Raw genomic sequence first — 26,156 nt, 5'->3', positions numbered from 1 at the left:
CCGACTAACCCAGCCGGAAACCCAACCCATCTAGCCGCTACCAAACCCGGGGCGGTTCACACGGCTCCTTGTTCTGGTTCAGGGCAGGCACGTCATAGGTGTAGGTCACTCGGGCCATCTCACCTGAGATCTGCGCCTCGAAGCTCTTGATCGGCATCGCCTTGCCGTACATCTGCTTGGCTGCCGTCAGCATCCCGGTGAACTCGCTGAGGGTCACGCGTTCCTTGCACCTGGCCGAGAACAACTCGTAGCCGGCCGTAGGCTTCGCGTCGAGGAAGGCGTCCGAGTACGCCACCACCGCCTGGCGAAGTTCCGCCTCCTCGCTGGCGGCCTGAGCGGTCGGGCTGGCCGCCGCCTCAGACGAAGGGGTGGCGGCAGGAGCGGGCGATGTCGAGGACGGAGCGGCTTCCGGCTTGTCGGCGTTGCTGCTACAAGCAGCGAGGGAGAGCAGGCAAAGGGGCATTACGATCATGGCTTACCGGATCATGGCGCGCACAGTACTGCCGCGATAGCCCTCGATACTCGACGGGAGCAGGACGGTTGGCTCGGCCAACAGCCCTGCAGGCGGTCGGCGCGCCACCCCCTCCTGCGTGAGCCTGAGGGGGACGACACAACGGTCGTAACGCCCCTCAATGCCGTGCAGATCGTGCCGCCCGCTGTCCCCACAGCGTTCGGATTGCCTCCGCCGTAGGCGAACGCGCCGGGAATGGCTTGTCCCAGTCGATCTCCCCGCCGACCCGGTCGACCGCATCCAGCAGTTGCTCGTAGGTTCGCGGTTCGAGGCCGTCCTCGGCGCCCTGCGGCCAGACCAGCAAGGCGGTCGGCCTCCTTCCGTCGAGGACGACACGAGCCACGATTGCTGGCGGGCTGATGGGCGAGTTCCTGCGCGGTTGTTGACGGAGAGGGCCTGCCTGAACCAGTACAACCTCGTCTCCCGGTCGCACCGCGCGCTCGTCTCCGGGATTCATGAGCCATGAGTCGACTACCCCGCGCCCGTAGCGCTGTTCGAGGTTCTCGCGGGCGGCGGCGGCCTTCGGTGGGACCGGGACCGGGTCGTTGATGCCGATCCCGATCCACAAGCGGCGGGGCTGCGGCGCGGCCCGGCGTTGGGCTGGTACGTGGGCTGGGGGACGGTAGATCTCGCGAGCCCGTTTCAGCCACGTCTGATCGATTGGTTCGCTCTCGGCCCACCAGACATCCAACTGTTCGGCCACCTGTGCACACAGCCCTTCGTCGTCGGTGAGGACTGCGGCTTCCCGAAGCAGGTTGCGGGATCGGGCGGAGGCGTTGGCTGAGCCGATGACGACGTACGTCTCGCCGCCCTCGAGGTGGATCATCTTCGCGTGCAGGTTCGGTAATGTACGGACGTCGACACCGGCTTTGTGCCATCGGCTGATCGTGGTCGGGTCGACCTGTCCGGCTCGCAGGGCGGCGTCGGACCCGTCAACGACGATCATGTCATCGCCCACCAGATCGAGAAGCTCTGCGGCAGCTGGTCCGATGTAGGAGATCGCGGCCCGCTTGCGGACATCCGCGTGCAGGTAGTCCTCGAGTCCGTGCCAGGTTCCGTCTGCTACCAGCTGGATCATGATGGGTACCCGCCATCCTTGGCTGCCGCATCCGGGCCTGCCGTTGGGGTTGTTGAGACGTCGCTTGCGTGGCCGACGCTCGCGATCGCTTCGGCGATCCTCTCGATCTGCTCGTGCAGGTGCGTGACGGGGGCCGACAAGTCGACCCGGTGCACGACGATGCGCACCCCGCTTCCCGTGAGTTGGTAGGTCACCCGTCTTGCTCCTGCCGATGTGTAGACGAGATGGCCTCGGGTCAAGTTGAGCGTGGTGCAGTAGGCGAGCATCTGGTAGATGTCGTCGCGGGGTGGGGTCTTGCCGGGTGACTTGTATTTGGCGTCGATGACGGCGAGGCACTGGCGCCCCTGCCACCAGGTGATGTCTGGCCGTACCAGGGGTAGCAGGTGGTCGTGGTCGAGGTGCATCTGGTGCTGGCCGGTGATGGTTCCGCCGTAGCGTGTTTCGACGGCGTGTCGTAGAGCTGTGGTCAACCAGTCTTCGAAGACGGTGTTGAGGTCGAAGACGAAGCCGGCGGCGAGGGTTGAGCCGTGGGCGTGTTCGATGCTGTCGCCGGCCAGGATCAGCCGGGCGAGCCGCAGGGCGGGTTGGTACCGGTTGTTGAAGCGGTTGGGCGGGGTTGCGGGTATGGGGGCGCCCGCCGTGAGGGGGGTGACGTCGGCGAGTGCGGCCGCAGTGCGGTGCAGGGCGTTGCGGGTGGCCGGTGGGACGCCGGGTAGGCGGTGCAGGCGGTGTACGGCCGACAGCAGGATCTGGTTTTCTGGTATGTCCGGGTTGTAGTCGTCGTAGCGCACTTCGACGGGTAGGGCCAGTCCCGGCCGTGCGCGCAGTTGGTCTGCCTCTCGGAGCCGGCCGCGCACCAGCGGCAAGGCTTCCTCGACGGTTCGGTATCCCTGCAACAGGCCTGGTGCGAGTGCCTGGGACGTAGCGGTGGCGAAGGCGACTGCCATGGCGGGCACGAGGTCGTGTTCGGGGGTCAGGCCGACGGGTTCAGTGCGCCAGCCGCGGGGGTCGCGGGCGTAGCCGAGCAGCCACAGTAGCCGAGCGATTCCGACCTTCGGCAGTACGTGCAGCTCCACGTGGTCGTCGCCGGCGACGATGCGAGCAGCGCCGACCATGGAGCCGGATCGCAGCAACAGGCGCCCGTCGAGGGTGAGTGAGGTGTCGACGAGCTTCGTGGCTCCCATCGCCTGGGCGACGGCCGCTGTCGCCGGCTCACATTCGTGCGTCTGGTGCTCGCGTAGGCTGATCAGCCTCACTGCGCCGGTTCTCCTGCGTACTCACGGGGTGCCGGCACTGCGGTAGGGGCGGCGGCCTGCTTGAGTTGTTTGCGGAGTGCGTCGAGGCCGTAGCGGAGGTTGATGTCGGTGCCGTCGCCGAGGTGGCGTTCCTCGAGCAGGGGCATGATGGCGTTCTTCCAGATCCTTGCCAGCCCCTTCTCGGTGGCGGCCTGGGTTGTCATCAGGTAGGACGGGCCGACGGCGGCATCTCGGTCGCCGATGACGCGGTTGAGTTCGTCGAGTAGGTCCGCGCGGTCGGCGGGGAGGTTGTGCTTTTTCAGCCACTCGCGGAGCAGTCCGTCAAGGGGTGTCTCGCCGGGGAACAGCGGCTGGAAGTAGAACCGGCGGCGCATGGCGGCGTCGACGAGTGCGATGGATCGGTCGGCGGTGTTCATGGTGCCTATTAGGTAGACGTTCGGTGGGAGTTCGAAGTCTTCGGTGGGTGAGTACTGCAGTTGGATGCTGCGGTTGCGGTATTCGAGCAGGAAGTACAGCTCCCCGAAGACCTTGGCGAGGTTCGCCCGGTTGATCTCGTCGATGATCAAAATGTAAGCCTGGGACGGGTCGTCCTTCGCGTCGGACACCAGTTGTTTGAAGGGCCCTGGCTCGAGTGCGAAGCCGACCCCGCCGTCGGCGGTGGCCCTGGGACGGAAGCCTTCGAAGAAGTCCTCGTACGAGTAGGACGGGTGGAACTGGACCAGCCGGTAGGCGTTGTCGGCCTGCCCGGTGAGGAACTGGGCCAGCGCCTGGGCGAGGTAGGTCTTGCCGGTGCCGGGCGGGCCGTACAGCACGATCTGCTTCTTCTCCCGCAACAGGTCAACTGTCTCGCTGAGCCACGGACGGTCGATGAGCAGTTCGTCGGCCAGTTCGGCGGTCGGCTCGGGCAACTCCACCTCGGCTACGTCGAGCTGATCGTCGGCATCCTCCTCCCCCGAGTGGCCGTCCAGTCCCACAATGGCCGCGAACTCGGCGACATGGGCTCCGAGGTCCGTCACAGTCAGCTGACCGGACAGCTTGTTCCGTGCCTCGGCGGACAGCTCGTTTCGAGTGAATGGTGCATCGGGATTTGCCCAGGCAACCTTCCGCCGCCGGTTCGACAGGTCGTCACGGGTGTTCACCCAGGTGGCGGGGCCGGTGATGGTGCCGACATACACCTTGGGTCCGTCGACGGTGGCGATGATGTCGCCCTCGCTCATCCGATTGAGGAACCGGTCGAGCACCCCCACGTGGAGACCGCGCTGGGACGGCGAGAATTCTGGCAAGGAGTCCCGTAGCTGCTGGTCCAGCTCCGCCTTCGACAGGCCTGGCTTCAGTTCGGGCAGCCCGGGGTAGGCGATGGAGCAGAAGCCTTCGGTGAGCCATTGGCCGATCAGGTTGTGTCCGTGCACCTTCGCGCCGCGCACCAGCCAGCCGCGCGGTCCCTTGCCGTCGCCAGCCGGCGCGGCCTGCTGCCGCCACCGGTCGACCCAGGGTGGCTGATAGAAATGAACTGGTATCCCAGACTTTTCCGACAGCATCGTCCGCAGTTCCGCCAGGTCCCGATCGATGTCACCGCTCGGGTGGGGTAGCTCGTCAGCGAACGCGTCCACGATCAGCTTCTTGTGCCGCCGGGAAGCGACCGGCGGGAAGGTACCGGGAAACGCGAGGTTCAGCAGGATGTTGCGTTGGCTGTAGGCACCGTTGATCGGGATGCTGTCGAGGACGTCCTTGAAGGCCCATGGGTCACGCAGGGCCGCCTGCTGGCGGTCGGGCGGCAGGCGCTTCCAGGCCTGCACGAGCCGCACGAGCCACGCGATTTGCCGGTCCCGCTGCGTCATGTAGGCGGCGCCGGCCCGTACTACGCCGGCATCGAGAACCGTGTCGAGGTCCGTGGGGATCTCGACCGGCTCGGGCAGCAATGACAGCGCCCCGTTGATCACGGCGCGTTTCGCCGTGCCGCCGATGTCCCGTGGCAGCAGCAGGTGCAGGTAGATCAGCTCGCCCATAAGCTGCACCGCCGTGGGCGACGCGGCCGCAAGCTGCCCCTGCAGCTTCGTGACGAAGCTGCCTCTTCCGGCGTCCGGCTGCTGAACAAACCTGGCATACAGCTGGTCAGCAGCCTCGGCTGTCCATACAGCTCGATTAGGGGTGAAGGCCGATCCGTTCCCGGCTAGGCCAGCGTCGATCACCCTGCGTGCGGCGGCGTAAACAGCATCCTCGTTCACGGCACTCCTTGTCAGTTCCAGGTGGCCGACCGCGCAGCTGGTCGTCGCCACCGTGGGCGTGGGGGAAGGTACGTTCATGGGCGGTAGTCGTCGTGGACGGCCACCCTGGACAGCTCGTACCCGTCGGGGGCGCGCCAGTAGTGCAGACGACGTGCCGCCGGCGCATCCTGTTGCAGCGCCACCCGCCAGCAGGTTGCGCCGTCAGCACGACGCACATACGGACCGCCGGCGCCGCCGGCTCGTAGCTGGTGCACACCGCGGCCCGCCAGATGATGGACCTGGTCGGTGAGCACTTCGACCACCACGGCTACGATCTTGGCCCGGCTGATGCCCGCCAACTGTTCGACGGACTCGAGGAAACCTGGACCGAGCAGATAGTCGGCGAGTGGCTTGCTGGCTTTCTCAGCAGGGGAGATCCGCCGCACCCACTCGCAGCACACCTCGAACCGGAACTGGTCCTCGGCGTCGAGGAACGCCCGCCCGTCCATGCCCAGTGCATTCTCGTTACGGCTCTGGGCGCTCCTGAGCTGCTTGGTCGCCCGCTGGCGAGCGAGGTCTGCGCTCCGGTAGCGGGTCTGCAACTGCTCGACAACACGGTTAGCGTGAGCCAGCTCGTTCTCTAGGTCCGCGGCCCGACCTCGTAGGCCGGCAAGGTCTCTGGCAAGCGCCTCCCGGGTCGCCCGCTCTGCCGCCAACTCGTTGTGCAGCCGGATGACCTGTGGCCCGTCCATTCCGCCGGGAGCGCCATCCATCGACGGCGCCGCCACGGGTCTCGGCACCGGGACCCGACCACGGGGGCCCATATCCAGAGGTGTCGGCCTGCGCAGGGGCGGGTCCGGCACCGGAGATGGGCTGGGAGCCGGGCTCGTCGGACGGGCGGCAGGGATGGCGGGCGGCTGCGGTTCAGGCTCGGGCAGGCACAGCCATGGAGGGCCACCGGGAAGCAGGCTCGGCGCGGTTGCCGGTGCCTCCTCATCGTCGACGTCATCCAGGCGCAAGCGCAGAGGGTCGTTGTCGGCGACTCGGCAGGCGACGATCTCCCCCGGGGTGAACAGGCCGCGCAAGGTGTCGTTGGCGTTGGAGGTTACCGCATCCCTTCCGACGTCCACCACAACACCGGGCAGCAGCCGCAGGCTCACGGCGTCATCGCTTACCGCAGCCACGTCCGCCAGGACCACGTCACCAATCCCGTAGGTCTCCGCGACCGCAGCCGACGCGGTCGATGGGTTGGTGAACAGCAGCGCCTCGCGCAGATCCAATCGCCGGGACACAGGATCGTAGACGCCCGTAGCGCGCTGCCCCCGAACGAGCAGCCGCTCCAACGCGACGCCGGGTACCGTCAGCTCCTCCCACACCGTTGCCACCGACGAGTCGTCCAGCCTAACCAGCGCCCGGGATCCAATCACGCCCTGCACCGTCCCTGACCGCTGCTGCAGACGCGGGTTCGTACGTGGCTCAAGGAGGCCGGCTGCCAGCGCCGCCTCCAACGCGTCGTGTATCAGCTGGTCCGTGACGCGTCGCCGGTCCTGAAGCGAGTAGGCAAACCGCAACCTGCTCAGGGCAAGGTTGGCAACCCAGCCGTGATCGAGCGGATAAACGCGCCCCGCACCTCCGTACACCTGCGTCCCCGGCGGCATCTCCCGTGAGAACGCCCAGGAGACGTCGCTCGTGGGCATCAGCACTACCTCAGCCAAGTCCCCGACCGCGTCTTTGACCTCGTGCGGATCTCCGAACGGTTCCTCCTGCCCCGCCGGAATCGTCAGCACCACGACCGGCCACTGTCGCCGCCCCGGAGTCAGCACGCGGTGAGCGAGGTCGCGAGCATCGGGCTCCGTGTCGATGCGGCGCACGCCCGAGGGCGGCGCGAGGACATCCGTCTGCCTAGTGGTGCTCGGCTCCTTCAACAGCACGGACCTCCTGTCGGTTAACCGACCCTAATCCCCTGCCGCAGCCCTTGTCAGTCGTCGTAACCGCGGTCGACCATGCCCTCGCGAATCTCGGACGTCGCCAGCAGAAGCCGTTCCGCGACCTCAGCACACCTCGTCAATCATCTTCAGGGCATCCTGATCGCCGTAGGCTCTCGCCAAACGGCGACCGTTCACCTGCACCTTGAAAAAAAAACCACCCGTACACGGCGTCCAAGCGCTGACGAGCAGTCACCGCCCTGTCCAGGACCCGCAACTGGTGCACATCATCGAGGACCACGTTCGCGGCCGAGCCACCGAAGCCGTACTCAGCCGCAATCGGAGGGTTCTGGCCCTGGACATGCCACTGACCAAACAGGCGTCGCTTGACGCGAGTCACGTTCATCCGGGGTTCTTCACTCCACGTCGAAGAAGGAAGGGAATCCCATGTAACCGCACAGGTACGACATCCCCCGTCCGTCGAACCGGCCGCCTTTTCCATCCCGCGGCCCGATTGATCAGCCCGCCGCCGGGCATCAAGCCCCGCGTCCCGCAGCTCCCGAACCGCTCTCGCCGGGCATCCGTCAGCTAGCTCACCGAGCCAACCGCAGCCGCATCCAGCGATGGCTGCACCGGGCCTCATGGTGCCCGTCGCAATGACGGTCCGGCAAGACTGGGAATTCGGCGAACTCCGATGGCCGCGACTCTTCCGCCAACAGGTTCTCGACGCTCTTGCACCGTCTTGAAGCTCCTCGGTCGACGCGATGAACCAGCGCTCCCGGTCGATCGCGTTGCCGTCGGGGTTGCGCTCCGGCTCGCCGATCAGGTAGCACTCGCCGGGCACACCGAGCTGGATCCCGGCATCGTGCAACAGCTCGGCCTGCTGGCCGGGACCGCCAAGAAACGTCTCGTTGACGCTCGTCGACCTTTGTGATGTACAGCCGAGCCCGCCCCATCGCCTTCGCGATGAGGTCGACGAGGTACGCCAGCTCGCCGCAGTGCTCGTAGTGTCGCCACGCCTCGTCCTGCCACTCCTGCTTGGTGACCTTCCCCAGGCTGCCGCTGGACTCGTAGCGCATCTTCGCCGCCGACGCGACGACAGGCGGCGGCTGGCGCGGCGATCCACACCGACAGGCACCAGCGGCAGAACATCAGGTACGCGAGCGGCTGCCGCCGGGCAGGCGCCTGACGATCGCTTCTCGGGGTCGCCGTGTGATCTCGTCGGCGACGATCAGCCGGGTCACCCGCGCCACGAAGAGCAGCACTACCGCGATCTCGATCAGCCCCACCACGGCTATGAACATGTGCAACGGCGCTGCGGCCGGACAGGCTGGACGGTCGGCGGCTCCCTGTTGCATACGCGAGCGCCCGCTCAGTTCACGATCAAATCCGGGCTCGGTCCTCCATCACGAAGCAGCCGACCCGCACCCGTGCTGCGTGAACCTACGATCGCCTTCGATCGGCCCAGTACTTGTAGCAGGCCTCCTGCTCGGCCGTCGCATCCCCAATGAAGGCCTCCCCCGGCTGACTTGTGTCACCGCGGGTTACCAGAGCGGCGAGCGATGGCTCGTTGTGCAGAAAGCAGTCCTGCGATAGGACGTCCAGCGGGTCGCCAAGTTGCCGGTAGTGATACCGCTGGTCGATGGCGATGGACAGCGCCTTGTAGGTGATCGTCTCCTGCCGGAGCGCAACCACAATCAGGGCACCTCGCATGATGGGCAAGGCCTCCTGCATGAGTGGCGTGAAGTGGACTTTACGGCCCCGCCATTCACTGTCGACTCGCTGACCTACTGTGTAGGCGAAGTGGCCACCGCTTCCCACGACGCATTCCCTCCTCTGGGCGAATAGGTGTGACTGTGCCTTGCTCGACGCGAGGCGGCCTCCCCCCTTCGGTCATTGCTCTGCCTGCCCGTGGCTAGTCCCCGGCCAAGGCGGGATGCCATAGACGTAGCTACAGGGGAGACAGTCCGGACGGGCGGTACCGAGCGCCCGTCATGATCGCTAGGTTGCAGCGGTGCGAAGGTGCCCCATGCGTGCCCGGCGACTGATTGCGGGCTTGTTACTCACGGCGGGACTCGCTGTGACGTCCTGCTCGCGACTCAGCAGCCAGGTCGAGGAGTTCCCCCATATCTGGGTGGGATCCGACGCAACAAGCGCCATCATGGTCCAGATCACTCGCGAGGCGAACTCGCTGTCGGGAACCCTGGATGAGATCAGCATGGCCCATCCTGGCGCGACTACGACGACCCCGTCGCACGCCGCCTTCACAGGCACGTTGGACGGCAATGCCCTGACTCTCAGCTTCCCGCAAGGGTTCGGGCTTGTCCGCAACATCTCCGGCACGGTGTCGGGCTCCAGCATGAGTCTTCAGGTACCTCAGGACGACGGCGCAATCGCATCTCTCACCCTGAAGCCGGGATCACTCAAGAGCTACAACCAGGCCGTGGAGGCCGTACAGGCATCCGCCCAGGCCAACGCTTCAGCGAATGAGGCGGCTGCGGCGAGCGCCGCAGCCGCAACCTCAGTGCAAGAGAGTCAGCAGCGAATTGCCTCCGCAGCCGACGCTGTCATGAAGAGAATGAAGGACGTTCGAGCTGGGCTCGCCACGCCGCCCTCCTTCTCGGACTTCGACAACCACTTGTCCGCCGCTCGCGACCACCTCGCGGACGCACAAGCCAACGCTGCGGAGGCGGACAGGGAGTCTGACCAGTCAGCTGCCTGCAGCGACGCATACACCGCAGACAGCGACGCCTACACCGTGGAGAGCGACGCCTACACCATCGACAGCGACATGTTGAGCCTGACGGCCGAGATCGATTCCCTCAAAGACGCCGCCGCTGACCTCGGACGCGCATTGACTGGGTATCAGCAGGCTGGCAGCGTGCTACCGGACTACACACCGCCGCAGGCGCCAGACGCAAACCAAGTCAAGGACCTCCTCAATCAGGTCTCGCTGAAGACGGAAGCCTGGCGCAAGAAGGGATCCGGCTACCAGACCAAGGTTGCGAAGCTGCTGAAGCAGGCGCGGGCCGTCGCAGAACAAGCGAAGAAGGAGCACTGCTAACGGGCCGCGCACTGCCACGAGAGCTCGGCGATGAACCAGGCGGCACCCAAGTGGTTCTGTCTGCCATCGCGGCGACCGAGATCGGGCGGCGGCAGCCGCGCTTCCGATCAGGCGGTCCAGGTCAGAAGCCAGCGTCGGAGAGCATCCATACTCTGCGCAGCGGCACCTGGGCGCGGATCTCTTCGGGCAGCCGGTCATACGTACGCAGAACTGCGTCGACCACGTCGCCTGCCTCCCACACCCGCACCCGCAGGTGCTGGTTCTTCAGGGCGTCTCGGGCGGGCTTCGTCAGTCCGCCCCATGCGACGAGCAGGCCCTGCTCGGCGCCGTGGGTCGTCATGACGCCGTGGAGTTGAGTGACAATGGGCGACCCGATCTGCGAGCCTGACTTGACCTGGGCGAGCAGACGGGGGCTGTCGAGGCCAAGCGGGCCGCGTCCGGCAGTGATGTCGATGCCGCCGTCCGGACCGGGGGGTGCCGGTGTGCAGTGGAAGCCTTCGGCGGTAAGGATCGCGGTGACGAGCGTCGCCAGATCGTGGCCAGCGAACTCCTCTGCGATGCGGGCGGTGATCTGATCGAGGGCGACCTGCTCGATGTCGGCTGCCAACTCCGGCTCGTCGACGTCCGTCTGCGCGGCGGTATCGCTGGCCTGGCTAGCTGCGGCGGTCTTCGGCGTGGTGCCACTCAGCGCGGCGTTGCCGGGGTCGGTGCCGTACGTAAGCAGGTGCTCCAGCCGAGCGACCGCGTTGTTCTTGCTCGGCGCGAAGATCGACATGGCACTGCCGAGTGTGAACAACAGGTCCTGCTTGACCGCGGCGCGCGGCAAGTCGATGCGTTGCCAATCGACGGTGACGACATGCCGGCGGTCAGCCTCCGGTTCGTCGGCGCGATACTGGTAGCCGCCGGTCACTCGGCCGAAGGCGATCTGCTTCGTCGTTTTCAGCGGCATGACTAGGAGGTCCTTGGGACGGATGCGGGACCGCAGGGCCCACAGCTGCCCGGTGAAGTTGTGCCGCTTGCCCACGGACGCGCCCGGCCAGGTTGCCTCAACGACCTTCGCAACGTCCTCACGGCTCGCGCAGGGGCTTAGGTCGGGGACCTCGCGCCATCCGCCGCCTGAGTATCCGTTGACCAGAGCCCACTGGTCACGCTCACCATGCCGACCAGACCGAATCACCCACGCATTCGCCATGCGGTGCATCCTCCTACCTCGTCGGTCGCACGTCGACCTGCCTGCTCAAAAGCGATGTTCGCCGGGACGGCGGGGCGAGGCCCGCCCAGCACGGCGTCAAGAGCGACCTGCGGCTTCGCTTGAGCCTCGCTGGGAAGGCGCTTTTGGCAGAAGTCGTAACGTCCGCGGACCGCAGCCAGGGCCGCGCTCGGCCCACGGAGCGTGCCAGCAGGCCCGGGGTAGGCCACAACGGTTGATGTCAGCCGTTGATGTCAACCGCCATGATGGGCATGTGTCGACAGTAGAAGGGTGGCCGCTTGGCGGACCTTCCGAGGGACGACTGGACCCGGCCGAGGCCGCCGCCGATGGCAGTTCACCCAACGCGGATCCGTCGTTTGACCAGTACTGAGTGACCATAACTTCCGGGGCCACCTCAGCCTGTCTTACCCCCACAAGCCCCAGTTACAGCCTGCCTCGGCGCTAACCCAGGGTCGCTCGCAAGCGCAAGCGCTTGTCGTAGGCGATCGCCTCGGCAACGTGCCCGGTGAGAACGCAGAGCTTGGCGAAGTCATGGAGCCGTCCGCCGTCGCGGTTGTGAATCTTGACTTCAATCCCAAGCAGATGCCCGACCCAGTCTGATTGACGGCCCAGAACTCGCAGCCCTCATGGCCGAACACGACTGCGGCACGTTCGCCCAAACCTCCACTTTGCCTGTCACCAGCACGGAACAAGCTAGGCCACAAAATCCGGCGAATAGGTGAGTACGCAGTATGCCTGAACCAGCCCACCTCCGTGGCCTGCCTATCGTTGTGTGGAGACATGGGGCGTCTCGGGTGGGTCCCAGACGTCGGCGTATTCGTCGGCAACAAGGGGCCAGACCAGTCGAAGAGCGTCCTCGACGGAGTGGATCTGATCGGCCTCGGGCGGGGAGACGACGAACTCGTGCGGGATCACTCTGCCGGCAGCGTCTTTCCGGCCGTTCGGGTCAGGGAACCGCAGTGCTACTTTGTCGCCTACGCGGAAGCAGAGCTTCGGCGCATCCCCAGCGCCTGAAAAGACCTCATCATATGCCGGGAGCGGATCCTTGAGCCCTCCGTAGCGGAGAAACCGGAAGCCCCAGTTCCGCCCACGAGTTGCCCAGATGAGATTCACCGACGGCTCCTGAGAAAGATCCGCTCCTCCTCACCCTGATCCAGGTCCATCTTGAAGCCCGTTAATATGGCTTTCATATCCTCATGCTTGGCTCGCGCTTTATCGTTGACCTCCTTAAGCTTTTCCCCGACGAGCTCGGCCGCATCAATAAGGCCGGGACCGAACGAATTCAAGACGCTGCCAATACGGCCCTTCAGGTTAAGCCCTACCAGCACGCCAGCGAGAGCCCCTGCACCACTAAGCAAGTACTCGGCTACTTTCCCGCGGTCGTGCATTGCCTCGACCCACCGGGCGTATCGCTCGAGCGGGAGCATGGTGGCGAGGGGCAAGATGAGGTCTAGGCCGACGCGGTTGGTTACCTCGATCTTGTCCGTGCCGAATCTCGCAGATGACAGCAGCATGTAGTCATCGCCCACCGACAGCGCGTCGCTGTCTTCCACGAACCCGGCAATCACCCGCCGCAGTTCCTCGATGTCCTCCCCGACCTTCTCAATAAGAAGATCCCTGAATTCGAACACATTCATATTCGGCAGCAGATCGGCCTTCGACAGCGCGAGGACCCAGATACGCGGAAACTTGACGAGCGGCTTGCCGTCCGGCAACAGCTCGTCCTTGAGTGGCAGCAGCCCATTGCGAAGATTGCTCAGCAATGACTTTAGGTACCGCTCTTCCTCCCCGGCGTTGTCCAGCAGCCTCTGGCCGTCTACTAGCAAGAGGGCGATATCAGAGCCCAACAAGTCCCTGAACGTGCGCACCCTGCGCTGGGCTTCTTCCGGCCCGCTCACACCGTCCTCAAACCACTCGCCCGGGTAGTCGTGCCAGACGAGGCGCAGCTTGTCGAACGGCTGGTTCTTCTTCGCCTTGGCGTTCCCGTTTCTAAGGAGGAGGGAGAAGGAGTAAGTCGTGGCAGAGAAACGGGTAGCAGCAGGCCGACGCGCCGAATTTCTCATGCCCAAGTAGTTTTGATGCAACCGACGGCCCTGGCCTTGATCATCTGCCACGATATTGAACAGGCTCTCCCGCAAGTAATCGGGCTCCTGCGTGGCTCCGTAGAACGAGGAGAGCATGACGGTCTTGCCGCTTCCACTCTCACCGAACACTGCGATGTGCTGGTCTTGCGACGCCTTGCTCTGCTGCATATGAGCAACGTACACCAGAGTTTCTCGGGAGCCAATGCCCGGCCGCAGTTGAACCTACACTGTCGACCTGAATAGGCTTTTGGTTGACTTATAGTTGTCGCTCCCGATTCCCGGAAAGGAGTGACAGTGAACGTCACCTCTGCGATAGGTAGGCTACTTCGACCGGTCGCTGAACGGGTACGGCTGGGCGGGGATGCCGCGCGGCGTCCTCCGCCGCGCGGCGTCATGAACCGGTGGTCCTATAGTTGCCCGCGCTGCCGCCTCCTCTCGAAAGGGGCGTTGCCGGGATGCCGTGCGATCGGGACGCTACGCGTACGGGGTCGCGATCGCTAACCCGGGTCATCGATCCTTCTGCGGTTCTGCGCAGCGTGACACTTTCTACTCACGATTTGTCCGGCCGGTGAAGATCGAGCGACAAGCTGTGACCGTTGGTGATGAGTACGCCGTCGGCGACCAAGCGGTCGATGAGTAGTTCAAGCCGCCGCGAGATGTCCGGTCCACGCCGAGTCCAGCCGTACAGCTTGGCCACGTGTGTACTCAGCTCGTCGCGGGTCACGCCGCCGGTATCCCGGACCAAATTCGTCAAGGCGAGCGCCAGCTCGTCATCGTGGACCTGCTCCACGCTACGGCTGCAGGCGTCGACCGGGCTGCGGACCTCACTGACGGCGGCGCCGGGGACCCGCACGAAGTCCCCGTCACGATCGAGACCAGCCTGACGGATCGCGGCATCGATGTTGTCCCGGATCCGCGATCCGATCCGACCGATGCGCCAGCACTCCCGCAGCCTCTGGTGCATGACCGTGATGTGCACCGGCCCTTCGACGGCGGCTACCTCGTAGACGCCGACCCGCATGGCGTGGGCGCTCCCCCGTTCGCCCGGATCCGCCCAGTACGGAAGGCGATCGACCATGGCCGTCCGGTACGGCGTCACCCAGGTCGGGTGCAGGTCGAGGGTCGCCGCCTCGGTGGTGACGGCGGGGCGCTCGATCGCCTCTTCCAGGCTGGACAGCAGGCCACGCACCGGGGCGGTGACGGCCTTCTCGATCGCGGCTCGCAGACGCTCCTCCTCGCCGAGCCGGTTGCGATACCACGCGGTGCCCCAGATCCGGTGCAACCGCCACCCGAGGCCGCGCAGCACCTGGTCACGCAGCCGGTCCCGGTCACGGGCGACCCTGGAGGAGTGGTACTGGAACCCGTCGCACTCGACGCCCAACACGTAGACGCCGGGCCGATCCGGATGACGCACCCCCATGTCGATCCGGTAGCCGGCGGCCCCGACCTGCGGGCTCACCTCGTAGCCCCAGGAGCGGATCACGGAAATGACCGACTCCTCGAAGGGTGACTCGGCATCACCGCCGGTGCTGGTGTCCAACGCCAGTGCCACGAGGCCCCGCTCCGCATAGTCGAGATAGCGGCGCAGGTGCCGCAACCCCTCGCTGCCAGCAGCGGCGACGATGTCAGATGCCCGTACGCTGGTGACGACTTCGTTGCGGAAGCGCGCCCGGGTGATGGCGACGTTCAGTCGCCGCCACCCGCCGGCCCGGTTCAACGGGCCGAAGTTCATGGTCGTCTTGCCGGCCTCGTCGGGGCCGTAGCCGATCGAGAAGATCATCACGTCACGCTCGTCGCCCTGCACGGACTCCAGGTTCTTGACGAAGAAGCCGTCGAGCCGGTCGTCGGTGAAGAACTTGTCCAGTTCCGGGTGGTCCTGGCGTGCCTGTTCCACGGCATGTTCGATGGCGGCGGCCTGCGCCTCGGAGAAGCTGACCACACCGAGCGTGAGGTGGGGGCGGGTGGTGAAGTGGTGGATGACCCGCTCGGCGACCTTGGCTGCCTCGACCGGATTGTCGCGCGACGAGCCACGCCGGTAGGTGCCGGCGACGTGGAACAACTCCACGCCCACGTCGGGCCCGACGTCCTCGGCGCCGGGGAATGTGGTGAGGCGGCCCTTGTAGAACGAGGAGTTCGAGAAGGCGATGAGCGCCTCGTGCCGGGACCGGTAGTGCCAGCGCAGCGTGAGCGCGCGAAACTCCGCAGATCCCTTCATGAGGTCGAGGACGGACTCGAAGTCGACACCGTCCTCGGCCTCCTCATCCCATTCGTCGCTGTCGTCGGCGACGCCGGCGGTGAAGAAGCTGGTCGGTGGAAGCTGTTTCTGGTCACCAGCTGTGATCAGGGCGTCGCCCCGGTAGATGCAGTTGACAGCGTCGGCGGGGGCGACCTGACTCGCCTCGTCGAAGATGACGACGTCGAATCGCATGTCGGAGGGGAGATACTGACTGACCGCCAGCGGCGACATCATGAAACATGGCTTGATCGCCTGAGTGACATGACGTGTGCGTTCCAACAGCAGCCGCACCGGCATGTGCTTCTTCTTCTTACCGGCTTCGTGGCGGATGACACCCGACTCGCCGAGGTTGTTGCGCGGCCGGCGGGCATTGCAGGCGGTGATGATCCGGGAGGTCGCCGCCGCGATGAGCGCCCGGTCCAGGGCGCGGTACTCGGCGACCAGTGAGTCGCGATCCTCGGCCCGCACGACACGTAGGGCCACATCCTGATGCAGATGATGATCGGCCCACTCCTGCAGGAGGGCTCGCTCCAGGACCAGCGGCACCTGCTCCGCGCTGACGCCCTCGGTGATGCAGAAGTCGATGGCGGTTTCGAGTCCCACGGCAACGAGTTCAGCGCGGGCGGCTTGATACGCGAACCACTCGTCCTGTCCGGCGCTGTCCTCGCGCAGGGCCGCGATGAGGTCGCCCGCCTCCTCGTAGTCGTCGAGTTCCGTGCCGAGTTCCGCGTGTCTGCCCGGCTCGAAGGCCGCCAAGAGGTCGTCGCGCGCCCCGGCCCACCGCCGTTCGATGTCGCCCAGCTGCGGCGTGGGGACGATATGCTCCAGCGCCTTCGCCTGAGCCACGGTCAGTGGCTCGTCGAAGCCCTTCGTGCTGGCGCGCATCTGAGCGGCCCAGTCCAGTGCCGTGTGCAGCGACGGCAGATCGGTCCGCTCACCGGAATACAGCGGGCCGAGGATCGACGAGTAACCGTGGGCGTTCGCAGCGAGCGCGGTGTGGGCGGCGTCGACGGACGCGCGCAGCTCGATCAGGTGGCGGGACTCGGCGACGGTCAGCTGTCGGTCCACCGCCTGGCTGACCGCCTCGGCCAGCGCAGCCGCCGACCGCAGCGGGGTCAGGTGGGTGCGCAGCCATTCGACTGCCTCCGTGATGGAAAGCAACGCGAGCTCCGGCCGTGCGGCGGGCAGCGGTTCCGGTGCCAAGCGCGACCGCCAGTCCTGCAGCCCCGCGCGCGTCTCGTCGGCGACGGTGAGGATGCTGGTGTTGGGGGTGGCGTCGACAGCGATGTGATCGGCTAGCTTCCGCAAGTCCGTGGTGCGCGCCTGGCGGATCGCGGTGTCCGCGACCGCCAACGCCCGGTCGATCCGGTCGAAGTCGGTCGAACGGCCGTCGTAGTAGGCGCCGAGAGTCTTCGCATACCGAGTTTCCGCCTCGGTGAGGGCGCTCGCGGCCTGCTTCCAGGCGATCGCCAACGACAGTTGGTCGCGCGCTGACTGCCAGTTGACGCCCGTGCAGGTGAACGCCGCCAGAGCGCGCTTGTCGGCGCGGTAGGCGCTGCCGAGCTTCTTCATGCCCCGGTGATCGTGCGTGAAGCGGTGGGCCAGTCCCTCGACGTCCGCCACGAGTGCGGCCTCGGTGTACTGTGCTGCCGCTGCCTTCTCCGCCTCTACCAGGGCGGCGATGGCCTGCTGGAGCGTCTGCGCGGCGCGGGTGGCTGCGGCATGACCCTCGGCGGACAGCCATCCACGCTCGGGACGGATGTCGCTGCCGCCGAGACCCGCCACCGTCAGAGTCGCCTCGGCATCGTTGAACGACACGACGGGCGGCAGGCCGAGCATGACGGCCAGCCCGGCGAGCGAGCGGCCGGCGGCCTGCAGTGTCTCGGCGTCCCGGGTGAACGTGTCGGCAATCGCGGTGGCCTGCTCCGAAGTCAGTCCTGCGAGGTGCAGTGGCGCGACCGTGAGGTCTGCCAGCGGGGAGGCGTCGAGGTCCGGTGTGCTCTCCATGGTGGGGATGTCGGACCAGGACACCCCGGCGGCACGGCTGGCTGCGTCCTGCCGTTCGGCGAGCTGCCGCAGTTCCGTGGCGAGACGATCCGCGGATTCCCTGGCCGAGTCGAGCGTCTCAGCGGTCAGCCACTGCTGCGGCACGCCGGTCGGCCGTACCGCGCAGTGAGCGACGATGCGCGCGAGGTCGGACGCCTGGCACAACCGGCTGACGTCGAACGCGGCGGCCAGCGGCGCATGGGCCGCGGTGACGCCGGCCAACGCGTCGAGCGCTGAAGCGGCTGCGTAGAGACGCGCGTCCAGGGAGCCGCGATGCGTGACACCACGCCAGGCGAACGAGCGTCCCTGCGAAGCGGGTCGCCAAGCCCTGGCCAGCGCTGCTGCGGTGGCCCGCACGGTGCCGAACATCTCGACGGTCAGATCGACCGGCGCGATGCCGCTCATCGGCGCCGCGGGCACGTCGTGCAGGTTGGCGATCATGCCGAGGACGTCGTGCAACGAGTAGTTGAGCGGCGCCCGCGGTACGTTCATGGCGTCGGCGTACGCGTTCAACTCCTCGCGGCGGCGCCGGGCGTTGTCCAGATCGATGTCGTTCATCCCGCTCGGGGCGACCGGAACGGTCTCCAGCGCCTGCCCCAGGGCCGACGCGACCTCCTTCCGCGTCGCCTTGTGCGAGTGCAGCTCCAGCAGGTAGGCGCTGAGCCCCACGTCGTGGAGCCGGTTCCGGACCACCTCGAGCGCCGCGGCCTTCTCGGAGACGAACAGCACCCGCTTACCGGCGTGCAGCAGTGCGCCGATCATGTTCGCGATGGTCTGCGACTTCCCGGTTCCGGGCGGTCCGTCCATGACGAAGGAGTGGCCGGCCAGCGCGGCGGCGACGCTGGCGCGCTGCGAGGAGTCGGCGTCGAGCACCAGCGGGATCCGCTCCGCCGGCATGTCCTGGTCGATCCGATCGTCGGTCAACTCTTCGAAGAGGAAGCCGGCACCTCCCGAGCCACGCCCACCTGTCGCCAGCGCCTGGATCACCGGATGCCCGGCGACGGACGCCTCGTTGTCGAGCAGGTCGCGGTACATCGCCTCCTTCGCGAACGAGAAGTAGGAGAGCGTCACCTCGTCGTTGACCCGCCAGCCGGATTGCTCGGCAACGGCAGCCCGTACGCCGGCCAGGAAGTCGGCATAGGCGACGTCTTCGAGTTCTTCGACGGAGGGCAACGTGACCATGAGCTGGTTGAGCTTGAGAGTCAGTGCCGGGTTGACGACCGGATCTTCGTCCGCGCGCTGCAGCAAGGGCAGCTGCCGCGCCCCGGTCGGAACGAGCCGGACCGGGACGAGCAGCAGCGGACTGGTGTATCGCGCCTTGTCACCGTCGGTCCAGGTGAGCGAGCCGAAAGCGAGATAGAGGATCCACAGGCCTCGGTCCAGGAACTCCTGGTTCGACCGGCGCATGAGGTTGCGAAGTGCCGAGCTCAGGTCAACGACCGATTTGTCCGTGCCGAGGACGTCGACCCGGAAAGCCTTGCCCGAGGTGCCGGGATCAGCTGCGGGGAGGGCGCCGCCCGGTTCGATCGGCGCCCCCTCGAACTCGTCGCTGCCCTCCTGCGCGGGACGGAACCGGAAGTAGCGCCCGGTGTTCAAACCGGCCAGGACCTCCGGGGCGGCCGGGTCGAGCACCCGTACCGCCCCCGACTTGCTCACTCGGAAGTTGAGGAGCCGGTTCGTGCCGGAGAGGTTGATGAGGCTGTCGCGCCATTGACGGATGGTCGCCTGGAGCAGCCGATCCTGCGCCGGAAGGTTCTCGGTCATGCCGGCTCGCTCCCCATTTCAAGTATCTCGATCCGTACGTTGGTCTTGAAGCGCTGCTGGTCCACGGCCAGACCTCATGGCGGTCCGGCCGTGGGCTTCCCGGCCGCCTTCGGCTAGTAGTGCATTGCTACTGCGCGTAGACCGGCCGATGGGGCTGTGGGCCCGTACCCTATTCGGTCTCGGGTACGTACTGTTCGCCAGCCAAGCTTGCGGCCGCCCGGCCCAGCATCTCCGACATGAGCCGCTGGTGGTCCGCCTGGGAAAGTAGCTCCATGCAGGGCTCGCGAAGCTGGTCGTGCAGGCGGTCGCGAGCACGGGTGGCCTGCTGAAGATCCGCCACGGCGTGTTCGACCTCCAGCCACATGAGGTCGAAATCGGGGTCCAGCTCCACGAGGCCATCGTCGACCGCCAAAATATGATCACCCACGTCCTGGCAGCGCTTTTTGAGCTCCTCGCCCGCGTCCAGCACCGCGGTGACGAGCGGGTGTCGGTGCGAGAGCGACGTGCCGTACCGGACATCAACGAAGTCAGGCTTTCGAGGGGCGGTCCATCTCTCGATGGCCTTGATCACCCCCAATACCTCCTCGATGATCTTCAGTCGGCCCGCGTGCGACGCCGCCCAGTCCACCCGCAGCAGAGCCTGGCGGATCCTCCTGTCCCGGGCTTCCTGCTCGTCATCGTCCATCCCTGGTCCTCCTGCGAATATTCACGGTCTGGCCGGCAGACCAGTCCTCGGCAAACGTCTCTGTCTGCACCACCACGCGCTGACTCGCGTCAGTGACTGCGTGCGGCGGCCAGCGATGCGCGGCCAGCGAACGCTTGATGGTCGAGCGGAGCTTGGCGCCTACGTCGTCGCAGGAGGTCCAGTCGACGGTGATGGACCAGCAGACGGACTTCGCCAGGTCGCAGCCGATATTCGCCAGCTGCGCCTCCCCACATCACCGCCACGGCGGCACGGGGCGTTCTCAATCGCGGCTGCGGGCAGCGGTCGCGGCGCGCGCGGTGCCAGAGCAGAATGATGTCATCGTTCATGGAGATCAACTCGAACCTAGTGGTGACGCGGCTGCCCCCACACTCGGCCATCCGGATGGTCTTGAAGGGCTGCCTCTTCACAGCCCGACCTGGATGCCGCCCCGGCCGCGGACCCGACCGACTCAGGCTAGGTAGCGGTTGAGGATGGTCTCGTCGTAAACGATCTCGTGACCCAGCTCACGCAGCGCCGCCTCGACGGCGTCCTGGTCGTCGAGCGGCAACCACCTAGCCGGCTCGTAGTCCATGCCGTACCCACGGTCCTCCCGGCCAAAGGCGGCGAGCAGGCTAGCCGGCGCCAGCTCCGCCGTACGCAACCGCGGATCCGGCCGCCAGGAGAGGCCGAGATCGTCGTACCAGTCGAACGGGACGTCGTCACCCAGGTCGTCGAACGGCGGTTCGCCGTCCATCGCCGCCCGATCGTCGAACACGGCCTCGACCAGCGGAATCGCAAGCGGTGACCGGCGCACCTCCCCCAACGTCTTCGGCTCGATGACTGCCTTGATCAGCTCCACGTCGCGCAACGCCACTTCATAGGGGAAGACGGCAAGCCAGTCCTGCGGATCTTCCTTGAAGTGCCGTTTCATCTGGGGGTGCTCTTCAAGCCACGATTGGTCGGTCCGACCGTGGGTGCCCACGAAGTACTGCACAGTCTCAGCCCTGCCGTTCAGTCTCGGTGATCTTGATCTTGGTCTTGCTGCTCTTGCTGCTCAGCGAGACATCGTCCTGTGTTGGAACTAGGAAACCGACATACACGTCGGGGGGGCAAAGGGCTATCTGATAACCCGGGTTATCATCGCTTGCTCGATCACAGAGGGGTGCCCATGACTACAGTGGAGCTCCTCGATCAGGGGGAGGTGAGAGCATGATGCCCGAGCTCATGTCGTCCGGCGAAATCGCCCAGTTGGCGCAGGTCGAGCGCCCAGTGGTGACCACCTGGCGGCGCCGGTACTCCGACTTCCCCGCTCCTGTCCCCGGCGCCGGCGGTCAACTGCACTTCCCCGCCGACGCGGTCCTCACCTGGCTGCTGGACCGCAAGCTGGGCAACGCTGAGCCGGAGACCTTGCGCGCCGAGCACGCTCTGCACACTCTCACTGCGTACGCCCGTCAGCACGGCGGCCGCCGCCTGGTGCTCTCCTTGGGCGCCGCTCTCTGCCTGCGCGAGATGTCCGGCCAGGTCCTGTCGACCGATCCGTTGAAGGCGGCCCGCCGGTTCGACCCGGAGGACGATTTCCTCCTCTCAGACCTGCAGGAAGCGCCAGCCCTGGCCGATCTTCCGGGAATGGTCGAGCAGCTGATCGAGGGCGCCTACGACGTCGGCCGGGCATACCAGTTCCTGCTCGGCAGCGCCACCCGGCTCGGATGGCCGGAGCTGGACGTCGACGTGCTCACCCCACACCTGGTCACCCTGATCCGCCTGGCCGCCGATGTGCCGGGCCGGATGCGCACCCACGGCCGGATCACGGCCGGCGACCCGTACGCAGGCCCCGGGGACCTCCTCGCCACACTGCTGGCCGACCAGGAGCCGGAGGCGCTGAGTTTCAACGCCGCGCAGCCGGACGCGGCGCTGGCCCGCCTGATCCGCCGTCGGCTACTGCTGGCCGGTGTCCCCGAGTTCAACATCGAGGTGGTGCCGGAAGAGCTGAATGACGAGTTCGCCGACGTCGACGTGGTCGTGACTCGGCTGCCCTACCAGCCGACCGAGCAGCGCGACCCGGCCGAGGACCTGAGCAAGATCAGTGACATCGCGGACCGGCTCGGCCCCGGCTGCACCGCAGTCGTGGTCGGCTCCGCCGCGAGCCTGGTCGACGCCCTGCGCGACACCGACGCGATCACGAGGCGGGCGAACCTGCTGACCAGTGGACTCGTCGAAGCGGTGGTGCGGCTCCCCGGCGGCGTCTTTCCCGCCCGCCCCGGCCACTCCGCCGCACTCTGGACGCTGACCCGTGATCCCGTTACCGCCACCCAGGGCCGCCTGCTGCTGACCGACCTCAGCGAGGCCGCCCTCGACCAACGCGTCGTGGAGACCGCGGCCGAGGACATCCTGTTGTGGCGTGCCGAGGGACACCGGCCTGACGGCCACGACCCGCGGACGGGCCTGGTGGTTCCGCTCGACGCCCTCGACCTGCGCCGCGGCGCGGCGCTGCGGTCGCCGGGTCCGGCCTCGGTGACGCTGCGTGCCCGGCAGGCCACCGACCGGCCCGCGCTGATCGGCGACATCGAGCGCCGTCTCACCGAAGCCGAGGAAGAAGCCATCCGGTACGCCGACGAGCACGGCGCCCTGAACACCGGGGCGGTACAGCGCGATGGAACGCGGCCGAGGGAGCTCTCCCTCGGCGCACTACGCACGGCTCGCCGGGTACGTCTCCTTCCGGGGCACCGCCTGTCACCCGAACATGTCGGGCCGCGTGGTCACCATCGGGTCATCGGCGCCGCGGAGGTTGTCGCACGATCGTCGAAGCGCTGGGTGGACCGGCTCACGCTCGCCGCCGAGTACCCGCACGTCGCCCTCACGGAACCAGGTGACCTCGTGGTTACCACGGTGCCCCAGTTCGGTGCCTTCTTGGACGAGGACGGCTTCTCGGTGATCGAGTTTCCGGCCCGGGGTCTGCGCATCTCTCCCGGCGACGCCCTCACCCCACGGGTGCTGAAGGCCCTGCTAAACACTGCCCGCAACACGGCACGTAGCCCCGGCGCGGTGCGCGGCCCACGGCTGCGCGACGTGACGATTCCCGACCTGAACCGGGACGAGGCGGCCCGCCTGGACGAGGTGCTGCGCCGCCTCGACGAACGCGAGCGCCTACTGCAACGGCAGGCCGGCCTCCTCGCCGAACTGCGCGAACTCGCCGTCACCGGCTTCGCCGACGGCACCCTCACGACTCTGTACGGTACGAACTCCTGAACGAGAGAACGGAACACACAGTGCCCCCACGGAAACGTGCCAACGGACAGGGCGAGCTGCCCGGCATGTCCAGCACCAAGCAGATCCAGGACATCCTGTGGAAGGCCGCCGACAAGCTGCGCGGCTCCATGGACGCCGCGCAGTACAAGGAGTTCGTCCTCGGCCTGGTCTTCCTCAAGTACGTCTCGGACGCGTTCGCCGAGCGCCGCGACCAGATCGCCGACAGTCTCTCCGACATCCCGGAGAACCGCCGCGCCGAGTTCCTCGACGAACGTGACGAGTACACCAGCGCCAACGTCTTCTGGGTCCCGGAGAACGCCCGCTGGGACTACCTGGTGGAGAACGCCCCCAGCGGCGTCGGCGAGCTGCTCGACGACGCCATGGACGCGATCATGCAGGAGAACCGGTCCCTGACCGGCGTCCTCCCGAAGATCTTCAACCGGGACAACGTCGACCAGAAGCGACTCAAGGAACTCGTCGACCTGATCAGCGACGCCCGCTTCACCGGCCACGGCGACCGCAAGGCGCAGGATGTCCTCGGCGAGGTGTACGAGTACTTTCTGGAGAAGTTCGCCCGCGCCGAGGGCAAGCGCGCCGGCGAGTTCTACACCCCGTCCAGCGTGGTGCGGGTCCTGGTCGAGGTGCTGGAGCCCTACGAGGGCCGGGTCTACGACCCGTGCTGCGGATCCGGCGGCATGTTCGTGCAGTCCAAGAAGTTCGTCGAGGCCCGCGCCGGCCGCGACCACACCCATGACATCGCCGTCTACGGGCAGGAAGCCAACGAGCGCACCTGGCGGCTGGCGAAGATGAACCTCGCCATCCACGGCATGGACCCGGTCGGCATCGGCGACCGCTGGGCCGACACGTTCTCCGACGACAAGCACCAGGACCAGCGGGCCCACTTCATCATGGCCAACCCGCCGTTCAACATGAGCGACTGGGCCCGCCGCGAGAACGACCCGCGCTGGCGCTACGGTGTGCCGCCGCAGAGCAACGCCAACTACGCCTGGCTCCAGCACATCCTCTACAAGCTAGGCGACCGCGGCAGCGCGGGCGTCGTCCTCGCCAACGGCTCGATGTCCTCAAAGCAGTCCGGCGAAGGCGACATCCGCCGCGCGATGGTCGAGGCGGACTTGGTCGCCTGCATGGTCGCCCTCCCGCCGAACCTGTTCCGCACTACCGCGATCCCCGCCTGCCTGTGGTTCCTGACCAAGGACAAGACCCCGCAAGGCGCGAAGGCGCTGACCGACCGGCGCGGCGAGATCCTCTTCATCGACGCCCGCGCCCTCGGCACCATGGTCGACCGCACCGAGCGCGTCCTCACCGACGACGACATCGCCAAGATCGCGGACACCTACCACGCCTGGCGCGGAACCAGGTCCGCCAAGACCAAGGGCCAGACGTACGAGAACCTTCCCGGTTTCTGCTACTCCGCGAAGCTCGACGAGGTAGCCGCCCACGACCACGTCCTCACTCCCGGCCGGTACGTCGGCGCCACCGAAACCGACGAAGACATCAACGCTGAGCCATTTACCGACCGCATCATTCGCCTTACAAAGGAGCTGAACAACCACTTCGAGGAGTCCAACCGCCTCGAGCACGCCATCCGTGAGCAACTGGAGCGCCTCGATGCCTGACCGCACTACGACCTTCTCTGAACTGGTCAGCGAGCGCCTAATCGAAATCGGCGCAGGACGGCCACGGACCGTAAACATGAATGGGCAAGACCTTCCCATCCTGCGTGTCGCGGATGTCTTGGATGGAAGGGTCGAATACGGGTTCCAGGCTCGCATGCCTAATCGAGATGTGCAGGGTCAAGAATCAAAGGTATCAAGGCCTGGCGATATTGTTCTCACGACTAAGGGCACCGTAGGGCGAGTGGCTCTGATGCCGCCCGACGGGCCGGCGTTCGCCTACAGCCCCCAACTTTGCTTTTTCCGCCCTACTGCTAACGGCCCATTAAGGTCGCGATTCCTTTACTACTGGTTCAAGAGTGCCGAGTTTTGGATCCAGGCTAACGCGCTCAAGGGCCAGACAGACATGGCTGACTTCCTCAGCCTCGGGGATCTCCAGCGACTGCGGATCAGCATCCCGCCTCTTGACCGACAGGATGCTGTAGTCGACGTTCTCGGGGCACTTGATGACAAGATCGCCGTCAACGACCGCATCGCCGGAACGCTGGATGGGTTCTCTGCAGCTCTCTTCGAACAAGCGACCCGTCAACGCCCTCAGATCCCCTTATCCGATATCGCAAATCCAGTTCTAGGCGCAACCCCGGATCGTGCAGTCAGCAGCTATTGGGGCGGCACAGTGCCATGGGCCTCCGCAAAAGATATAGCCAACAGCTCCTTCGGCGTAGTAGCAACGACGGAGGAACATATAACTGAAGAGGCGGCGCAAATGACACGCGCCAAACCCGTACCCTCCAGGTCGGTCGTACTAACGGCTCGCGGAACTGTAGGCGCGGTGGCTAGAGTAGTCAAAGCGTCCTCATTCAATCAGTCATGCTACGCCTTCATCCCCGGCCAAATACCGCCGGCCGTACTCTTCCATATCGTTCGAATGGCATCCGACCGAATGCTGAGCATTGCCCATGGCACCGTCTTCTCCACGGTAAATATGAAAACGTTTAGCCATGTCGGTGTTCCATCCATTACAGATGCCCAACTGCCAGCACTTGAAGGAAGGCTAGCACCACTCCATCGGGGCATTGAACAGCGTTTGCTGGAGTCAATGACGCTCAGGCGCCTGCGGGACACGTTGCTGCCGGAGTTGATGTCGGGGCGGTTGCGAGTCAGGCACGCCGAGAAGGTCGTCGAAGAAGCGATTTAGGTAAGTAAACGGTTC

18 protein-coding genes are annotated in these 26,156 nt (G+C 66.2%); 4 read left to right on the top strand and 14 right to left on the bottom strand.

The window, feature by feature from the left end:
• Positions 1–37: 37 nt before the first annotated feature.
• The 7 genes from IEY96_RS11360 to IEY96_RS11330 form a co-directional block, all read right to left on the bottom strand.
• On the bottom strand, positions 38–472 hold the full coding sequence (locus tag IEY96_RS11360) for a hypothetical protein (RefSeq protein ID WP_189194755.1): 435 nt from the start codon (positions 470–472) through the stop codon (positions 38–40).
• A gap of 157 nt (positions 473–629) precedes the next feature.
• Positions 630–1,589, bottom strand: a complete 960-nt coding sequence (locus tag IEY96_RS11355; protein WP_189194754.1) for a phospholipase D-like domain-containing protein — start codon at positions 1,587–1,589, stop codon at positions 630–632.
• A complete protein-coding gene (locus IEY96_RS11350) occupies positions 1,586–2,845 on the bottom strand; it encodes an McrC family protein (protein ID WP_229791524.1) in 1,260 nt (419 codons plus the stop codon). Before IEY96_RS11350 ends, IEY96_RS11355 begins: the two co-directional genes overlap by 4 nt.
• Complete coding sequence (locus IEY96_RS11345) at positions 2,842–5,070, bottom strand: McrB family protein (RefSeq protein WP_189194753.1); 2,229 nt, start codon at positions 5,068–5,070, stop codon at positions 2,842–2,844. Before IEY96_RS11345 ends, IEY96_RS11350 begins: the two co-directional genes overlap by 4 nt.
• Before the next feature lie 74 nt (positions 5,071–5,144).
• Complete coding sequence (locus IEY96_RS11340) at positions 5,145–6,980, bottom strand: hypothetical protein (protein ID WP_229791523.1); 1,836 nt, start codon at positions 6,978–6,980, stop codon at positions 5,145–5,147.
• Positions 6,981–8,125: 1,145 nt separating this feature from the next.
• Positions 8,126–8,266: a hypothetical protein gene (locus IEY96_RS11335; protein WP_189194752.1), complete on the bottom strand. Its 141-nt coding sequence runs from the start codon at positions 8,264–8,266 to the stop codon at positions 8,126–8,128.
• A 151-nt stretch (positions 8,267–8,417) separates the two neighbouring features.
• Positions 8,418–8,708 (bottom strand): hypothetical protein, encoded by a 291-nt coding sequence (locus IEY96_RS11330; protein ID WP_189194751.1) that lies wholly within the window; start codon positions 8,706–8,708, stop codon positions 8,418–8,420.
• A 427-nt stretch (positions 8,709–9,135) separates the two neighbouring features.
• On the opposite strand from IEY96_RS11330, the gene IEY96_RS11325 reads away from it, so the two are divergent.
• On the top strand, positions 9,136–10,038 hold the full coding sequence (locus IEY96_RS11325; RefSeq protein ID WP_189194750.1) for a hypothetical protein: 903 nt from the start codon (positions 9,136–9,138) through the stop codon (positions 10,036–10,038).
• 121 nt (positions 10,039–10,159) lie between these two features.
• Here the strand turns inward: IEY96_RS11325 and IEY96_RS11320 are convergent, their stop codons facing one another.
• The 7 genes from IEY96_RS11320 to IEY96_RS11290 all read right to left on the bottom strand — a co-directional run bounded on the left by IEY96_RS11320 (position 10,160) and on the right by IEY96_RS11290 (position 21,057).
• Complete coding sequence (locus tag IEY96_RS11320; protein WP_189194749.1) at positions 10,160–11,230, bottom strand: restriction endonuclease; 1,071 nt, start codon at positions 11,228–11,230, stop codon at positions 10,160–10,162.
• A gap of 780 nt (positions 11,231–12,010) precedes the next feature.
• Complete coding sequence (locus IEY96_RS11315) at positions 12,011–12,361, bottom strand: hypothetical protein (RefSeq protein ID WP_189194748.1); 351 nt, start codon at positions 12,359–12,361, stop codon at positions 12,011–12,013.
• Positions 12,358–13,500: a TRAFAC clade GTPase domain-containing protein gene (locus tag IEY96_RS11310; RefSeq protein ID WP_189194747.1), complete on the bottom strand. Its 1,143-nt coding sequence runs from the start codon at positions 13,498–13,500 to the stop codon at positions 12,358–12,360. The genes IEY96_RS11315 and IEY96_RS11310 overlap by 4 nt, the downstream gene beginning before the upstream one ends.
• Positions 13,501–13,882: 382 nt before the next feature.
• Positions 13,883–19,378: a DUF3320 domain-containing protein gene (locus IEY96_RS11305; RefSeq protein WP_189194746.1), complete on the bottom strand. Its 5,496-nt coding sequence runs from the start codon at positions 19,376–19,378 to the stop codon at positions 13,883–13,885.
• 169 nt (positions 19,379–19,547) lie between these two features.
• Positions 19,548–20,063: a hypothetical protein gene (locus tag IEY96_RS11300; RefSeq protein WP_189194745.1), complete on the bottom strand. Its 516-nt coding sequence runs from the start codon at positions 20,061–20,063 to the stop codon at positions 19,548–19,550.
• Positions 20,053–20,301, bottom strand: a complete 249-nt coding sequence (locus IEY96_RS33340) for a type I restriction enzyme endonuclease domain-containing protein (RefSeq protein WP_189194793.1) — start codon at positions 20,299–20,301, stop codon at positions 20,053–20,055. The genes IEY96_RS11300 and IEY96_RS33340 overlap by 11 nt, the downstream gene beginning before the upstream one ends.
• Positions 20,302–20,532: 231 nt before the next feature.
• A complete protein-coding gene (locus IEY96_RS11290) occupies positions 20,533–21,057 on the bottom strand; it encodes a hypothetical protein (protein ID WP_189194744.1) in 525 nt (174 codons plus the stop codon).
• A 215-nt stretch (positions 21,058–21,272) separates the two neighbouring features.
• Here IEY96_RS11290 and IEY96_RS11285 point away from each other — a divergent pair, with 215 nt between their 5' ends.
• The 3 genes from IEY96_RS11285 (at position 21,273) to IEY96_RS11275 (ending at position 26,141) form a co-directional block, all read left to right on the top strand.
• Positions 21,273–23,309, top strand: coding sequence for an SAM-dependent DNA methyltransferase (locus IEY96_RS11285; protein WP_189194743.1), 2,037 nt, complete (start codon positions 21,273–21,275; stop codon positions 23,307–23,309).
• A 65-nt stretch (positions 23,310–23,374) separates the two neighbouring features.
• Positions 23,375–24,946 (top strand): type I restriction-modification system subunit M, encoded by a 1,572-nt coding sequence (locus IEY96_RS11280; protein ID WP_229791521.1) that lies wholly within the window; start codon positions 23,375–23,377, stop codon positions 24,944–24,946.
• Complete coding sequence (locus tag IEY96_RS11275; RefSeq protein ID WP_308429900.1) at positions 24,939–26,141, top strand: restriction endonuclease subunit S; 1,203 nt, start codon at positions 24,939–24,941, stop codon at positions 26,139–26,141. The genes IEY96_RS11280 and IEY96_RS11275 overlap by 8 nt, the downstream gene beginning before the upstream one ends.
• Positions 26,142–26,156 lie beyond the last annotated feature (15 nt).

The sequence above is a fragment of the Micromonospora fulviviridis genome (assembly GCF_014648395.1).
Classification (GTDB): Bacteria; Actinomycetota; Actinomycetes; order Mycobacteriales; family Micromonosporaceae; genus Micromonospora; species Micromonospora fulviviridis.
Note: the sequence above shows the minus strand (reverse complement) of the source record. Positions and strands in the feature narration are given on the sequence as shown.

Bases quoted from the DNA above. Each gene is read 5' to 3' on its own strand.
- IEY96_RS11360 (WP_189194755.1), bottom strand. From the start codon at position 472: ATGATCGTAATGCCCCTTTGCCTGCTCTCCCTCGCTGCTTGTAGCAGC.
- IEY96_RS11355 (WP_189194754.1), bottom strand. From the start codon at position 1,589: ATGATCCAGCTGGTAGCAGACGGAACCTGGCACGGACTCGAGGACTAC.
- IEY96_RS11330 (WP_189194751.1), bottom strand. From the start codon at position 8,708: ATGCAGGAGGCCTTGCCCATCATGCGAGGTGCCCTGATTGTGGTTGCG.
- IEY96_RS11325 (WP_189194750.1), top strand. From the start codon at position 9,136: ATGGTCCAGATCACTCGCGAGGCGAACTCGCTGTCGGGAACCCTGGAT.
- IEY96_RS11320 (WP_189194749.1), bottom strand. From the start codon at position 11,230: ATGGCGAATGCGTGGGTGATTCGGTCTGGTCGGCATGGTGAGCGTGAC.
- IEY96_RS11310 (WP_189194747.1), bottom strand. From the start codon at position 13,500: ATGCAGCAGAGCAAGGCGTCGCAAGACCAGCACATCGCAGTGTTCGGT.
- IEY96_RS11305 (WP_189194746.1), bottom strand. From the start codon at position 19,378: ATGACCGAGAACCTTCCGGCGCAGGATCGGCTGCTCCAGGCGACCATC.
- IEY96_RS11300 (WP_189194745.1), bottom strand. From the start codon at position 20,063: ATGGACGATGACGAGCAGGAAGCCCGGGACAGGAGGATCCGCCAGGCT.
- IEY96_RS11285 (WP_189194743.1), top strand. From the start codon at position 21,273: ATGATGCCCGAGCTCATGTCGTCCGGCGAAATCGCCCAGTTGGCGCAG.
- IEY96_RS11280 (WP_229791521.1), top strand. From the start codon at position 23,375: ATGTCCAGCACCAAGCAGATCCAGGACATCCTGTGGAAGGCCGCCGAC.
- IEY96_RS11275 (WP_308429900.1), top strand. From the start codon at position 24,939: ATGCCTGACCGCACTACGACCTTCTCTGAACTGGTCAGCGAGCGCCTA.